This is a genomic window from Aestuariibius insulae, from assembly GCF_040783535.2.
Classification (GTDB): Bacteria; Pseudomonadota; Alphaproteobacteria; order Rhodobacterales; family Rhodobacteraceae; genus Aestuariibius; species Aestuariibius insulae.
Genome location: NZ_JBFONW020000001.1, coordinates 1,072,106 through 1,087,167 on the forward strand (window position 1 = coordinate 1,072,106; position 15,062 = coordinate 1,087,167).

Genomic DNA, 15,062 nt, shown 5'->3' on the forward strand with positions numbered 1-15,062 from the left:
TTTTGCTTGGCCCTCTATCCTGCGGCCACGGACGGCAATTCCGCCGTCTCCCCAGCCACAGCAAGGAGTTCTTCATGAGCAAGGCCGATCTTTCAGACCTGTCCGCAGACGAATGGGACGAGGTTCGATTCCCAAGATCCAAGGTGCAGGAATTCGACCGCGTCGTCGAACGCGCGATCTCGCGTCGCAGCTTTCTGGGCGGAACGCTCGCCTTCGGATCGGGCGCGGCCGTCATGGGAACGGCCTTCCTCAAGGGCAGCCCCGTCGCCGCCCAGCAGACCAGCCGCTTTGCCTTCGAACAGCTCGCGCCGCAGACTGACGGCACCGTGCACGTGCCGAACGGCTATAGCTGGGATGTCCTCGTGCGCTGGGGCGATCCGCTCTTTCCAGACGCGCCCGCCTTCGATCCCGAAACGGGCATCCCGACCGAAGGGTCCGACCGCGTTTTCGGCGAGAATACCGACGGGATGGAGCTTTTTCACCAGGGCGGAACCGAGCTTCTTGTGGTCAACAGCGAATACCCGAACCCCAAGATCAACCTGCCCGCCAGTCAGGACGGCGAGGCAAGCTCCGCTGACGATGTCTTGCGGCTGCAGAACTTCCAAGGCGTCAACGTCATGGAAGTGGTCGAGGGTGCGGATGGCTGGTCCGTGGTTGTCGACAGCGCCTACAATCGCCGCATCCATCACAACACGCCCATGGTGATCGACGGCCCCGCCGCCGGGCACGACCTGCTCAAGACCGCTGCCGATGAAACCGGCACCCAGTCGCTCGGCACGTTCAACAATTGCGGATCGGGCCGAACCCCCTGGGGCACCTATCTGACCTGCGAAGAAAACTTCAACGGCTATTTCGGAACCACGCAAGAGGTGTTGGGAGACGAGGCCGTGATGCAGGGCTACCGGCGCTACGGCGTCTCGACCGACATCGATGCGGGCCGCTACAACTATCACGGCTTCGACGCGCGCTTCGACATCTCGCAGAACCCAAACGAGCCCCATCGCGCGGGCTACATCGTAGAGATCGATCCGTGGGATCCGGAGGCGACACCGGTCAAGCACACCGCCCTGGGCCGCTTCAAGCACGAGAACGCCGCCTATGCACTGACCCCCGAAGGCCGGGTCGTCGTCTATATGGGCGATGATGAACGGGGCGAGTTCATGTATAAATGGGTCTCCACGGGCATCTACGTCGCGGGCGGCGATACCTCGACGCTCTTGTCGGATGGCCAGCTCTTCGTAGCGCGGTTCGACGACGACATGACCGGCCAGTGGGTTGCCCTGACGCCCGAGGCGACGGGGATGGAGCCCGCCGAGATCTCGATCTTCACCCGCATGGCCGCCTCCGCCGTCGGTGCGACGACAATGGACCGTCCCGAATGGATCGCAGTCAATCCGACCGCGGTCGAGGCCTATTGCTGCCTGACCAACAACCGCAACCGCGGCGCCAAGGAAGATGGCGGCGTGGTCAAAACCAATGCGGGCGGCGATCCGATGGAGGTCAACGCGGTCAACCCGCGCGAGATCAACAATTACGGCCAGATCGTCCGCTGGCGTCCACATGAGGACGATCACGGCGCCGAGAGCTTCGACTGGGATCTCTACGTCATGGCGGGCAACCCGGAGGTTCACGGCGACGATCTTTACGCCGGAACGGCCAACATCAACGCGGGCAACCTCTTCAACTCGCCGGACGGGATGCAGATCGACACTGCCGGTCTGATCTGGATCCAGACCGATGGCGACGATTCCAACGAAGGCGACTTCGCGGGCATGGGCAACAACCAGATGCTCGCGGGCGATCCGGCGACCGGAGAGATCCGCCGCTTTCTGACCGGCCCGAACGGCTGCGAGGTCACCGGCCTCACCTGGTCGGCCGACCGGCGCACGATGTTCGTCGGCATCCAGCACCCCGGTCAGCCCTTCCCCGATGGCGAAGGCAGCCTGCCGCGTTCGGCCATCGTCACGGTCACGCGGGACGACAACGCTCTGGTCGGTTAGACAAGACCCGCTCCAGCTACCGACGGCGCGTCTTGAAAAGAGGCGCGCCGTTTTCTTTTTTGCCACTCGCTCTGGGCCGGCCACGCGATCGCCGTCTCGCAGATGCAGCACGCGGAATGCCGGAAAAGCTGGACTTTCCCGGGCTGTGACTATCTGAAGCATCAGAAGTGGACGCGATCGATCAAGATGCGCCCTGGCGGGTCGCCTCTTGAGGTAGGGCGGAAACTACCACAAAAGAGGCCAGACTGACGGCCAAAAGGTAAGGAGCTCGCGTGTCCCTCTTCCTCATCGTGGCGTTGCCCTTCCTTGGTGCGCTTCTTCCGGGCCTGATGAACTCCGCCGGTCGGCAAGCCTGCGCGGGCGTAACCTTCACCGTCACGCTCGCCGCTTCGATCGGCCTTCTCTCCCATCTTCCCGCCGTTCTCGCCGGAGAGGTCGTGACCGCCCGCGTCGACTGGATGCCGCTTCTGGGCCTTAACGCGACCTTCATGCTCGACGGGCTTGGCTTCTTCTTTGCCGCCCTGATCCTGGGCATCGGTCTGCTCATCATCACCTATGCGCGTTTTTATCTCTCGCGCGACGACAATATGGGCGAGTTCTTTACCTATCTGCTGCTCTTTCAGGGCGCGATGGTCGGTATCGTCCTCAGCGATAACATTCTGCTTTTGCTGGTCTTCTGGGAGCTGACATCGCTCTCGTCCTTCCTGCTGATCGGCTATTGGAAGCACCTGCCCGAAGGGCGGCAAGGCGCCCGCATGGCGCTTGCTGTCACGGGAATGGGCGGGCTTGCGATGATCGGCGGAATGCTGATCCTCGGCCAGATCGCGGGCAGCTACGATCTCAGCGTGATCCTGCAGAACCGCGAGCTCATTCAGGAGTCGCCCCTTTACCTGCCTGCGCTGATTTTGATCCTGCTCGGCTGCTTCACAAAATCCGCGCAGTTCCCGTTCCACTTCTGGCTGCCGCACGCCATGGCTGCGCCGACACCCGTCTCGGCCTATCTGCATTCGGCAACCATGGTGAAGGCCGGGATCTTCCTGATGGCCCGGCTTTGGCCGGTCCTGTCGGGGACGCCCGAATGGTTCATGATCGTCACGACCGCGGGCCTCATTACCATGGTCCTCGGTGCCGTCATCGCGCTGTTCAAACACGACCTGAAGGCGCTTCTGGCCTTCTCGACGGTCAGCCATCTGGGTCTCATCACGATGCTGCTGGGCACCGGCACCGCTTTCGGCGCCATGGCGGCGATCTTCCACATTCTCAACCACGCCACGTTCAAGGCCGCGCTTTTCATGTCGGCGGGGATCATCGATCACGAGGCCCATACCCGAGACATCCGCCGCCTCGGCGGGCTCAGACACCTGATGCCGGTCACCTTCGTCATCGCGACCCTCGCGGCGCTTTCGATGGCCGGGATCCCGTTCCTCAACGGCTTCCTCTCAAAAGAGATGATGCTAGAGGAAACCACCGACACTGTCCTTTTCGGCATGCCGCTTCTGGTCCCGGTCATGGCGACCGTCGGATCGCTTTTCTCGGCCGCCTACTGTTTCCGCCTGATTGGCCACGTTTTCTTCGGTCCCGTCCGCGACGACTATCCGGCCAAGCCGCACGATCCCGGCTCGGGCCTGTGGCTGCCGCCCGCGATCCTCGTCGTCCTCGTCGTGATCATCGGCGTCGCTCCATTCCTTGCCGAACCCTTTGTCAAACTCGTGACCGCCTCGGTTCTAGGCGGCGAAGGCGACGTGCCGACCGCCTATTTCAAGATCTGGCACGGTCTGGTCCCGGCGCTTTTCATGTCGATCGCCGCCGTCGTCGGAGGAGCGCTCCTTCTCGCGATCTTCCGCCCCACCCTCCGCCTCTGGGACGCGACACCGCGCCCCGAGGCCAAGGTGATCTTCGACGCTATCATCGACGCCACCGTCCGCCTTTCGCGCGCCTTCACCCACCGGATCCATGACGGTGCCTTCTCGCGCTACGGCTCCATTTTCGCTGTGGCCGTCATCGCCGCAGGCACCCATGCCTGGATGACCGGCAGCGTTGGCGCAGCCAGCCGCGCGATGCAGGCCGCAGGCCCGGTCGAGGTCGCCGCCTGGCTCATGCTCGTCGCCGCCACCTGCGGGCTCGTCTTCCTGCACCGCAACCGCCTCCTGTCGCTGATCCTGATCGGCATTGTCGGCCTCATGGTGTCGGTCGGCTTCGTCTTCTTCAGCGCCCCCGACCTGGCCCTGACCCAATTCACGGTCGAGGTTGTGACGATCATCCTGCTCCTGCTGGCACTTAACTTCCTGCCCAACCGCACGCCCAAAGAAAGCAGCATCCTGCGCCGCACCCGGGACGGAGCGATTGCCGTCGCGGGCGGCCTCGCCACTATGGCGCTGTCCTACCACTACCTGCTGCGAGACAGCATCGCGCCCGCGATCTCTGAATTCCACCTCGCCAACTCCTACAAGGGCGGCGGCGGCACGAATGTCGTCAACGTGATCCTCGTCGACTTCCGCGGCTTCGACACCTATGGCGAAATCATCGTCCTCGGCATCGCGGCGCTGCTGATCTACGCGCTCACCGAAACGCTTCTCTCCGGCCCGGTCCGCGCGCGCCTGCTGAACCGCACGCCCGACCAGCCGCTTTCGGGCGATATGCACCCGATGATGATGGTCGTTCTGACCCGCGTCATCATGCCGGTCGTCCTGATGGTTGGCTTCTACATCTTCCTGCGCGGCCATAACGAGCCAGGCGGCGGCTTTATCGCCGGTCTCGTCGTCTCGATCGCCGTCGTGATGCAATACATGGCCAGCGGCTTCAGCTGGGCCTCCGCGCGGCTGCGCTACCCTTATCATGGTGTGATCGGCGCGGGCGTCCTGATCGCGGGCCTGACCGGCATCGGGTCGTGGTTCGTTGGCAAGCCCTTCATGACCACGGACTTCACCTATGTCCGCATCCCGCCCTTCAACGAGTTCGAGCTGGCCACAGCGCTGATCTTCGACCTCGGTGTCTTCCTCAGCGTCGTCGGTGCCGTAATGCTGTCGCTCGAAAGCTTCTCGCGCCTTGCCCGCCGGGCCCATTCCGAAGAAAGCGAGCACGCGATGGATATCGATCCTTCCCGGGACGATCCGCCCCCCGCGGGCTCAGGTTTGGCGGGGGATTGGTAATATGGAAATTCTCGTCGCCTCCGCCATCGGCATCCTTACCGCCGCAGGGCTCTACCTCGTGATGCGCCTGCGCACCTTCCCCGTGATCCTCGGCATCTCGCTGCTGACCTATGCGGTGAACGTCTTTCTCTTTGCCTCCGGTCGCCTGACGACCGGCTCGCCCGGCATCCTGCGCGACGGCGTCGACGTCTATGCCGACCCGCTCCCGCAAGCGCTTGTCCTGACCGCCATCGTGATCTCCTTCGGGATGACCGCCGTTGTTGTGATGATCGCGCTTGGCGCCTATCTCGGCTCCGACGACGATCACGTGGATGATCCCACCGAAGGCCCCGACCCCCGGGTGGAGGAGCGGCCATGACCCACTGGATCGTCGCTCCCGTCATGCTGCCCGCCATTCTGGCGCCCTTCATCGTGCTGGCCGCGCGCTACCATATCGGCATCCAGCGCGTGGTGTCCCTCGCCGGCGTCGTCGGTCTGATCGCCATTACCGCAGGCCTGGCCTGGCAGGCCTCGGACGGCAGCATCGCGCTCTACCAGCTGGGCGACTGGGCCGCCCCCTTCGGCATCGTTCTGATCGGGGACCGGCTCTCCACCATGATGGTGCTCCTAACGGCGGTGCTTGGCTTCTTCGTCCTGCTCTATGCTGTCAGCTCCGGCTGGGACCGCAAGGGCAGGCACTTCCACGCGCTTTTCCAGTTCCAGCTGATGGGGATCATGGGCGCCTTCCTGACCGGAGACCTCTTCAACCTCTTTGTTTTCTTCGAGGTCTTGCTGATCGCCTCCTACGGCCTGATGATCCATGCAGGCGGCAACGAGCGGCTGCGCGCGGGCGTCCAATACGTCCTCTATAACCTGCTCGGCTCGACCCTCTTTCTCTTCGCGCTGGGGTCCATCTACGCCGAGGCCGGAACGCTCAACATGGCCGATCTGGCGCAGCGCGTCACGCTGATCGGGCCGGAGGCGACGGTGGGCATCCGCGTCGCCGCCGTCCTTTTGCTGCTGGTCTTCGCCGTCAAGGCCGCTCTTGTACCGCTGCATTTCTGGCTGCCGTCCAGCTATGCCGAAGCGCCTGCGCCGGTCGCGGCCCTCTTTGCGATCATGACCAAAGTCGGCGCCTATGCGATCATCCGCGTCTACACGATGGTCTTCCCGCCTGATCTCGAGGCGACAGCGGGCCTGCATTCGGTCTGGCTTCTACCCGCCGCGCTCGCCTCTATGGCCATCGGGATGATCGGCGTTCTGGCCGCCCGGCGGATCGACCGGCTGGTCGCGTTTTCTGTCGTTGGCTCCATGGGCATGGTCCTGATCTCCATCGCGCTCTTTACGCCGGAAGGGATCGCCGCCGCGCTTTACTATATGGTCCACTCGACACTGGCGGCGGCCGCGCTTTTCCTGATCGTCGATCTTGTCCAGTCGGGCCGGGGTAGCCTGCGCCTGACGGCTATGCCGCCCATGACCGGAGCGGCCTTCACATCGGCCCTCTTCTTCGTCAGCGCCATCGCGATGACAGGCCTGCCGCCCCTCTCGGGCTTCGTCGGCAAGCTGCTGATCCTCGATGCGGCCTTCACCTCGCCTCTCGTCGTCTGGACCTGGGCCACAATCCTCGGCGCGAGCCTCGTCGGCGTCGTCGGTTTCGCCCGGGCGGGCAGCATCGTCTTCTGGAAAGCGAAAAGCATCACGCCCGAAGACGACGCGCCCAAGCCGCCCCCCGCCCCGGCGGCTCTTTCCTATGTCGCGGTCGGCGGGATCGTGACGCTTCTGGCGGCCCATACGGTATTCGCAGGCCCCATGACCGGCTATACAACAGCTATCTCAGAACAGCTCTTCTCACCCGAGCCTTACATCTCCACCGTGATGGACACGCCCGGCAAGCTCAGCCCGAAAGAGGAGGCGAACTGACATGAAGGGCGCACTCCGCTGGCTTCTGCCGCACCCGTTCCTTACGCTTCTGCTCGCCGTTGTCTGGACGCTGCTGCAGAACAATATCTCGGCAGGTATGATCGTCTTCGGCCTGATCCTCGGCATCATTATCCCCTGGGGCACCGCAGCCTGGTGGCCTGATACGCCGCGCGGCTTCCGGCTGGGCAAGATGATCTCTTATGTGCTCCTCGTGCTTTGGGATATCCTTATCGCCAATGTAGAGGTTGCCTGGATCGTCCTCACCCGCCCGAATGACAAGCTCAGGCCCGCCTGGGTCGTCGTCCCGCTCGACCTGCGCCAGCCAGAGGCGATCACGGTGCTCGCCGGCACGATCACCCTGACCCCCGGGACCGTCTCGGCAGATCTGTCCGATGAAGGCCACAGCCTTTTGGTTCACGCGCTCGACACCGACGATCCAGACGCCGTGCGCGATCAGATCAAGCAGCGCTACGAGCGCCGATTGAAGGAGATCTTCGTATGACATTCGCCGCCGATCTCATGAACATCGCTTTGACCATCGCCTTCGTTGTGGTGGCGCTTTCGCAGATCATGTCGATGGTCCGCCTCGTCATCGGTCCCAATACCGGCGACCGGATCCTCGCGCTCGACACAATGGTCGTGAACGCGATCGGCCTGATCGTCCTTCTGGGGATCGCCCAGGGCAGCCGCATCTATTTCGAGGTTTCGCTCATTATCGCGATGCTGGGCTTCGTCTCGACGGTGGCCTATGCCCGCTTCGTCCTTCGGGGAGATATCATCGAATGACCCTCGAGCTGATCGGAACCATTGCCGTCGCGATCTGCCTCTTCATCGGGGCGATCTTTACCCTTGTTGGGGCTATCGGCCTGCTGAAATTCAACGACTCCCTGACCCGCCTGCATGCCCCAACCAAGGTCGGCACGATGGGCGTTGGCGCGCTGCTCCTCGCCTCGATGATCCACTCCTACACCTTCGCCGACGGCTCCATGCACGAGCTGCTGATCATGGCCTTCCTCTTCGTGACCGCGCCCATCTCGGCGAATTTTATGGCAAAGGTGAATCTGCACCGCCGCACCTGCGAAACGCCTCCGCCGCCTCCGCGCGACCGCACATGGTCCACGCTCGACGCTCCCGGCGGGCACGAGGATCTTGTCGACGTCATCGCCGCCGAACGTCATGGGGAAGAAACAGCAGGTTAAGCCAAACCTCAGGCCATCTCGTCCCGTGCGGCGGGCAAAAGATCTGCTTCGATCAGCCGCATCAGGTCCCCGAAATACCCGCCGCTGCGCGCGGGCCGTGTCGGATCAGAGGTAATCGCGATAGTCAAATCCAGCGTCGGCACGATGCAGATGATCTGCCCGCCATAGCCTCGCGCCAAAGCATATCGGTCGCCGCCTGATCGCCCCAGAAACCAGCCATACCCATAGCTCAGCCCCGAAAAGGGCGAACGCGTCCGCGGCTCCAGCGACCGCTCAACCCAATCGCCGCTCAGAACCTGCGTGCCGCCCAAGGCGCCCCCGCTCAAGTACATCTCACCAAAGCGCACCATCGCGGGCAGGCTCATCGACATCTCGTTGCCGCCCAGGTACCGTCCCTGCGGATCCCGCGTCCAAGCGGGGATCTCGATCCCGAGCGGCCCGCCAAGCCGCTCCCGTGCCAGCGCCAGCAGGCTCTGCCCCGACACCTCCGACAGCACCGCGCCGAGCACGTGAAAGGACCCCGTCGAATAGAGCATCCGGCTCCCCGGTTCGGCCACGAAGGGGCGCGACAGCGCATTGGCCACCCAATTGCCGCTGCTCACCCAGCCGCCGTAATTGGCGCCCGACGTCCGCTCCAGCCCGGCCTGCATCGTTACAAGGTTCTCAACCGTGATCTCGCCCACCCGTTCGTCCGCGCCGCGCGGAATCAGCCGCGGCGCCACCTCGGCCAGCGTCGCCTCCAGCGACGGGATCTCCCCCCGGTCAAGCGCGGCCCCGGTCAGGGCCGCCACCACAGTCTTCGACACCGACTTGATCGGCACCGCCGTCCGGATCCCCGGCCCCCGAAACACCTCCGCGACGACCTCGCGCCCGCCCATCCGCACCAGCATCGCATGGCATTGATCCAAGGCCCGGGCCCGTCCCACAGCCGCATCCCAAGGGCCGGACTGCGCGAGGGCAGGGCAGGCGACAAGCCCGGCAAGACCGGTCAGGACATGGCGGCGACTGAGATCGGACATGGGCGATATACCTGCTTGGGATGTGATCAAGGGACCTATGTCCCTCGATGATCCGGGCAAGCGAAATTGGCAAATAACAGCGCCTGACAGTGACGTTATATCCCGCCCGTCAAAGCCCTTCGCTGAACTCTGCCAGCAGCATCTCGACCACCGCCTTCAGCGCTTCGGCGTCGCTCGCCCCCGCTTTGACGGCCGCCTCATGCACAAATCTCTGCCGGTCTGCCGACGTGCCCGCCTGCGCGATGGTCCGGGCATTCTCGACCTCTGCGAGGCAGCCCAGCACGTCGGCATGGGGCTCCACGAACTCGATCAACTCCTCGACCAGCTCTGTTACCGGCACCAGCGTCTCGATCCCCAGATCGATCAGACTATCCGTCGATCCATAACGCTGCGCCCGCCAGCGGTTTTCCTCCATCAGGAACCGGTCATAGGACCGCCATTGCCGGTTCGACCGCCGCAGATCGCTCAGCGCCCGCATCAGACTCTGGATCAGCGCCGCCAGCGTGAGCGCATCCTCCATCCGGGGCGAGATATCGCAGATCCGCGTCTCGAGCGTCGGATAGGTGTCCGACGGACGCAGATCCCACCAGATCTTCGTCGCATCCTCGATATCGCCTGTGCGGATGATCGTCTCGACCGTCCGGCGATACTCCGCAAAGCTGTGAAACCGTGGCGGCAGCCCCGTGCGCGGCATGTTGTCAAAGACGCTCAGCCGATACGAGCTCAGCCCTGTATCATTCCCCTCCCAGAACGGAGAGGAAGTCGACAGCGCCAACAGATGCGGCATGAAATAGGAGGCCTGATTCATCAGATCGATGCGCAGATCCTCATCCTCGATCCCAACATGAACATGCATTCCGCAGATCAGCATTCGCCGCGCGACATGCTCCAGATCGTCCTCCAGCTCGCGATAGCGCTTGCGGTCGGTGAACGCCTGATCGTCCCACTTTGAGAACGGATGCGTCGACACCGCCAGCGGAGCCAGCCCGTGTTCAGCAGCCGCCGCCTTGATCGTGCGCCGCAAATGCGCCAGATCCGTGCGCGCCTCTGCGATATCGGCGCAGACGACAGTCCCGACTTCGATCTGGCATTGCAGGAATTCCGGACTGACCTGCCGATCCAGCTCCGCCTTGCATGCCGCCATCAGCGCATCAGGCGCTGGGGCGAGGCTCAGCGTCTCAAGATCGACAAGAAGATACTCCTCCTCGATCCCAATGCTGAAACTGGGCTCTGTCATCACCATCCGCCAAGAGTGCCCGCAAGCAGGGGTCAAGTACAACGGGTTTCGAACGGGTCCCTCTAACCGGCCCGCGCCCGAAGCCAATCGGCCAGATCCTCACCCTCAAGCTTGCGCTGCGCCAGCTCGATTATGAGGGGGCCGATTTCGTCAGAGGCGAATGCCATCGAGACACTATTCGCCTCCAGGAGAAGAACCGTGGCTTGATAAGCCGTACGTTTGTTCGCATCGTTAAAACAATGACCTGTCGCAATGGCTTCGGCGTAGGCGGCAGCCAAATCAAAGACGTCGCGGATCATCCCGTAGGCAAGTTTGTTGTCGACCCGGGCAAGCGCTCCGTCCAGTGACTTATCTCTGGCCAGACCTTGCAATTCGCCGGGGTTCAAAACCTCGTCGTGAATGGCGACGACCAGCTTGGTCGTCAAAAGATTGAAAGCCATTTACTTGTCGCGAAGGTAGTCGAGAACAGGCTGGTCGATCTCCTTGCGCCGACGCATGATATCCATGATCTCTTCCATGGTCGCTGTCCGGTGCTCTTCCGGTTCAGATACAGCCTCGATCGGCACGAAATACCCCACAGGCTTGGAGTTCTTCATGATCGCCACCGGCTTGCCCCGCGCGCGGTCAAGCACCTTCTGTGGCTCGCGCAGCTCGGTCATCGTGGCTATCTCGTTCGTCAGCAGGCGGGTCATCTGACCGCTCCTTCATATAACGTCGCCCGGTTGATATACTCCTCCTATACCATCGTGCAACTCCATATGCGAAATAATATACACTCAAATGTATAAAATCCGATCGATCTCCGCGGCGCTTCTGCCCCATTGACCGTTTGACCGTTCCCCCGCATATCACTGCAATGACCGACCTTGCCCATATCCGTAATTTCTCCATCGTCGCACATATCGACCATGGCAAGTCCACGCTCGCCGACCGCCTGATCCAGGAGACGGGGACGGTGCAGGACCGCGACATGAAAGAGCAGATGCTCGACAGCATGGATATCGAGCGCGAGCGCGGCATCACGATCAAGGCACAGACCGTCCGGATCGACTACACCGCCGATGACGGGCAGGCCTATGTGCTCAACCTCATCGACACGCCCGGCCATGTCGACTTCGCCTACGAGGTCTCCCGCTCCATGCGCGCGGTCGAAGGCTCGCTGCTCGTCGTCGACAGCACGCAGGGCGTCGAGGCGCAGACCCTCGCGAATGTCTATCACGCCATCGATGCCGACCACGAGATCGTGCCGGTCCTCAACAAGATCGACCTGCCGGCCTCCGATCTCGACCGCGTCGCCGAGCAGATCGAGGACGTCATCGGCATCGACGCGTCCGGCGCCATCGCAGTCTCCGCCAAGACGGGGCAGGGGATCCACGAGACGCTCGAGGCCATCGTCCAGCACCTGCCCGCCCCCAAGGGCGATCCGGACGCCCCGCTTAAGGCGATGCTGGTCGACAGCTGGTACGACAGCTATCTCGGCGTCATCGTCCTTGTGCGCATCATCGACGGCCAGCTGAAAAAAGGCGAGCGGATCAAGTTCCTCTCCAACGGCACCGTCCACCATGTCGACCGGATCGGCGTCTTCAAACCCGCGCTCACCACCATCGACGCGCTCGGCCCCGGCGAGATCGGCTTTCTGACCGCCTCGATCAAGCAGGTCCGCGACACCCGCGTCGGCGACACGATCACCCACGAGAAGAAGGGCACCACCGACGCGCTCCCCGGCTTCAAGCCGTCCCAGCCCGTCGTCTTCTGCGGCCTCTTTCCCGTCGACAGCGCCGAATTCGAGGATCTGCGCGACGCCATCGAAAAGCTCGCCCTCAACGACGCCTCCTTCTCCTTCGAGATGGAAAGCTCCGCCGCCCTCGGCTTCGGCTTCCGCTGCGGCTTCCTCGGCCTTCTCCATCTCGAGGTGATCCGCGACCGGATCGAACGCGAATACAACATCGAGCTCATCACCACCGCGCCCTCCGTGATCTACCACATCTACATGCGCGATGGCGAGATGATCGAGCTGCACAACCCCGCCGACATGCCCGACCTCACCCATGTCGATCACATCGAAGAGCCGCGCATCAAGGCGACCATCCTCGTGCCGGACGAATATCTCGGCGACGTGCTCAAGCTTTGCCAGGATCGCCGCGGTATCCAGCTGGATCTGACCTATGCGGGCACCCGCGCCATGGTCGTCTACGATCTGCCGCTGAACGAGGTCGTCTTCGACTTCTACGACCGCCTCAAATCCGTGACCAAGGGCTACGCCTCCTTCGACTACACGATGGAGGGCTACCGCGAGGATGCCCTCGTCAAGATGCAGGTCCTCGTCAACGAAGAGCCGGTCGACGCGCTCTCCATCATGGTCCACCGCGACCGGGCCGAGATGCGCGGCCGCGCGATGTGCGAAAAGCTCAAGGACCTGATCCCGCGCCACATGTTCAAAATCCCGATCCAGGCCGCCATCGGAGGCCGCGTCATCGCCCGAGAAACCCTCGCCGCCCTGCGCAAGGACGTGACCGCAAAATGCTACGGCGGAGACGCCACCCGTAAGAAAAAGCTCCTCGAGAAGCAGAAGGCGGGCAAGAAGAAGATGCGCCAGTTCGGGAAGGTGGATATCCCGCAGGAGGCATTTATAAGCGCCCTGAAAATGGACGGCTAGCCGTCCATTTTCAGGGCGAGTGCGCGGCAGCGAATGGCGAAGCTAATCGCGTGCGGCACCCGGTGCAAGGCTGGGTGAGATCGCCGCTCGATTTAGGGGCTAAGAACGGTAAGTCATTGTTCTAGTTCAGATTCACGAGGTTCTTGCTTGTTTTTCTCTATTTTGTAGTCTCACCGCAAAAACGAGGCAGGCAATGAATAATCACTTCGTAGCGGCACCGCAGCCAACCCTAAAGCGAGTTGCTGATATAGACGGTCCGGACTTCTATCCAACGCCAGCATGGGCCACTTATGCACTAATTGAAAATGAAGAGTTTATAGGTGACACTTGGGAGCCAGCCTGTGGTGATGGAGCAATGTCTAACGTTCTAAGTGAAAGTTCTAGCAAGGTTCGAAGTTCTGATCTCTATGATCGCGGTTTTGGTGAAATCGGTATCGACTTTCGTGAAGCAACAGACCGTCACACTAACGTTATCACAAATCCACCCTTTAATGCAGCAGAAGATTTTGTTCATTCTGGCTTAAGGTGTGCTAAAAAGAAGTTCGCTTTGCTTCTTCGACTTGCTTTCCTTGAGGGTGCTGGAAGGCAAAAGAGTATTTTTAACGAAAAGCCTCCCAGCAAGGTTTGGATATTTAGCGAAAGAATTACCTTCTACCCAAAAGGCGCAGTTAGAAAAGGAAGCGGTACTACAGCTTACGCCTGGTTTGTCTGGGATCAAGATCACATCGGTGGCACGGAGTTAAATTGGCTGCCGCTTGGTTACAAAGCTAGATATAGCTAGTATCTCATACAGATTTTTTTCCGAGTTCGGTAATCGCCCAACTCTCATTGTCGGGGTCGTATACCGCTAGACCTTGGTGGACTAGCCCGGTCGACTGGGCTCTATGTGACACGAGATTTCTAACTTTCTGAGAGAAATATGTATCACTTCTATTGTCTGCAACTTCTGCATCTTTGCCGGTAGGTTTTAATCGTAGCTCGAGAGCTTGTATTAGCTCTGATGTTGTAAGTGTGCCGCGAGGATGTGAATCGAGTTCCTTCAGCGCTTCTTTCCTAATCATCCCTTCAGTATAAATCATACTCCATTCCTTATTGCATATCCATGATGAATAGCTCCTAGTAGATCTTCTTTAATTTAAAGTGAACCAACCGCTTCTCCAATGACAATAACATGAACCTTTCCATTGCTGTCTACTTCACCAACGCCATCGCCATAGACTTCACAGGTCTGATCTTCATGTGCAGCTAAACCTTCTGGTTTGAGTGCTAGAGTCCAGATTCCAACAGCAATTATTAGAAGCAGAATTCTGTTTATCATTGGGCCTCTTTCTACCTAAGGTTATAACTTTCTAAGAAGTATACAATCAGAAATCTTTGAGTATAGGTTCTTCGGTCTCTCTCGCCCGGCGGCACGCCGGGCAGCGCCCGACCCGCCCCCCACGGGGCGGGCGCTTTTGCAGCGGTGCAAACAGCACTCCGGTAGGACTTCGGGAGAACAGTGCGACTAGCTCAGAGGCGCCCCGTCGGGTCGGGCGCTGCCCTCTTCTCTCTCGATCCGATGCAGAGAATAGACCATCGCCGGGCGGACCTCGATCCTGCCCGCCATATCTGTCTGCCAACCCAGCAAGCGTAGGATGGATGCTTGCCACCCATCACCTTTCTCTCCGCCCGGCGACACCACCGAGCAACGCCTCACCGCTCAGAGGGCTTTCGCCGCGCCACCAGCGCGACGGTCCTCCTGAACCCCACGGGGCGGGCGCTCCTTCCCCCTCCCACCAATCACCCCCGTCCCCATCCTGACACCACCAACCCCAGCCTAACCCTGCCCCGCCAGGCGCTGCCTTCGGATCCCCGTCCCCGCTCATAGCCAGCAAGCGCACGACAAGCCGCCTCCACCCATCGC

At 61.6% G+C, this 15,062-nt stretch carries 15 protein-coding genes; 9 read left to right on the forward strand and 6 right to left on the reverse strand.

Translation table 11 applies throughout. The features are described 5' to 3' along the window. The first annotated feature begins 74 nt into the window (after nt 1-74). From AAD018_RS05255 to AAD018_RS05285, 7 genes are all read left to right on the forward strand, one after another. Entirely contained in the window at nt 75-2,000 is a 1,926-nt protein-coding gene (locus AAD018_RS05255; RefSeq protein ID WP_367313177.1) for a PhoX family protein, read from the forward strand. 272 nt (nt 2,001-2,272) lie between these two features. Continuing rightward, the gene (locus tag AAD018_RS05260; protein WP_367313176.1) at nt 2,273-5,149 is read left to right on the forward strand and encodes a monovalent cation/H+ antiporter subunit A; all 2,877 of its coding nucleotides are present in this window, start codon (nt 2,273-2,275) and stop codon (nt 5,147-5,149) included. 1 nt (nt 5,150) lies between these two features. Beyond that, entirely contained in the window at nt 5,151-5,507 is a 357-nt protein-coding gene (locus tag AAD018_RS05265; protein ID WP_367313175.1) for a Na+/H+ antiporter subunit C, read from the forward strand. Then, nucleotides 5,504-7,048 (forward strand): monovalent cation/H+ antiporter subunit D, encoded by a 1,545-nt coding sequence (locus AAD018_RS05270; RefSeq protein WP_367313174.1) that lies wholly within the window; start codon nt 5,504-5,506, stop codon nt 7,046-7,048. The genes AAD018_RS05265 and AAD018_RS05270 overlap by 4 nt, the downstream gene beginning before the upstream one ends. A 1-nt stretch (nt 7,049) precedes the next feature. Further along, nucleotides 7,050-7,550, forward strand: a complete 501-nt coding sequence (locus tag AAD018_RS05275; protein WP_367313173.1) for a Na+/H+ antiporter subunit E — start codon at nt 7,050-7,052, stop codon at nt 7,548-7,550. Continuing rightward, the gene (locus AAD018_RS05280; protein WP_367313172.1) at nt 7,547-7,834 is read left to right on the forward strand and encodes a K+/H+ antiporter subunit F; all 288 of its coding nucleotides are present in this window, start codon (nt 7,547-7,549) and stop codon (nt 7,832-7,834) included. The genes AAD018_RS05275 and AAD018_RS05280 overlap by 4 nt, the downstream gene beginning before the upstream one ends. Continuing rightward, nucleotides 7,831-8,247 (forward strand): Na+/H+ antiporter subunit G, encoded by a 417-nt coding sequence (locus AAD018_RS05285; RefSeq protein WP_367313171.1) that lies wholly within the window; start codon nt 7,831-7,833, stop codon nt 8,245-8,247. Before AAD018_RS05280 ends, AAD018_RS05285 begins: the two co-directional genes overlap by 4 nt. A gap of 8 nt (nt 8,248-8,255) precedes the next feature. On the opposite strand, the gene AAD018_RS05290 is transcribed toward AAD018_RS05285, so the two are convergent. From AAD018_RS05290 to AAD018_RS05305, 4 genes are all read right to left on the reverse strand, one after another. Further along, nucleotides 8,256-9,266, reverse strand: coding sequence for a serine hydrolase domain-containing protein (locus tag AAD018_RS05290; RefSeq protein ID WP_367313170.1), 1,011 nt, complete (start codon nt 9,264-9,266; stop codon nt 8,256-8,258). Nucleotides 9,267-9,375: 109 nt separating this feature from the next. Continuing rightward, nucleotides 9,376-10,503, reverse strand: coding sequence for a carboxylate-amine ligase (locus AAD018_RS05295; RefSeq protein WP_367313169.1), 1,128 nt, complete (start codon nt 10,501-10,503; stop codon nt 9,376-9,378). Nucleotides 10,504-10,565: 62 nt separating this feature from the next. Further along, complete coding sequence (locus tag AAD018_RS05300) at nt 10,566-10,943, reverse strand: type II toxin-antitoxin system death-on-curing family toxin (RefSeq protein WP_367313168.1); 378 nt, start codon at nt 10,941-10,943, stop codon at nt 10,566-10,568. After that, nucleotides 10,944-11,195, reverse strand: a complete 252-nt coding sequence (locus AAD018_RS05305; protein ID WP_367313167.1) for a hypothetical protein — start codon at nt 11,193-11,195, stop codon at nt 10,944-10,946. It lies immediately after the preceding gene. A gap of 164 nt (nt 11,196-11,359) precedes the next feature. Here AAD018_RS05305 and lepA point away from each other — a divergent pair, with 164 nt between their 5' ends. Continuing rightward, nucleotides 11,360-13,159: a translation elongation factor 4 gene (lepA, locus tag AAD018_RS05310; protein ID WP_367313166.1), complete on the forward strand. Its 1,800-nt coding sequence runs from the start codon at nt 11,360-11,362 to the stop codon at nt 13,157-13,159. Nucleotides 13,160-13,352: 193 nt separating this feature from the next. Then, nucleotides 13,353-13,940: a hypothetical protein gene (locus tag AAD018_RS05315; RefSeq protein ID WP_367313165.1), complete on the forward strand. Its 588-nt coding sequence runs from the start codon at nt 13,353-13,355 to the stop codon at nt 13,938-13,940. Between the two features lie 4 nt (nt 13,941-13,944). Here the strand turns inward: AAD018_RS05315 and AAD018_RS05320 are convergent, their stop codons facing one another. Next, nucleotides 13,945-14,238 (reverse strand): hypothetical protein, encoded by a 294-nt coding sequence (locus AAD018_RS05320; protein ID WP_412005179.1) that lies wholly within the window; start codon nt 14,236-14,238, stop codon nt 13,945-13,947. A gap of 56 nt (nt 14,239-14,294) precedes the next feature. Continuing rightward, a complete protein-coding gene (locus AAD018_RS05325) occupies nt 14,295-14,477 on the reverse strand; it encodes a hypothetical protein (RefSeq protein WP_367313164.1) in 183 nt (60 codons plus the stop codon). Nucleotides 14,478-15,062 lie beyond the last annotated feature (585 nt).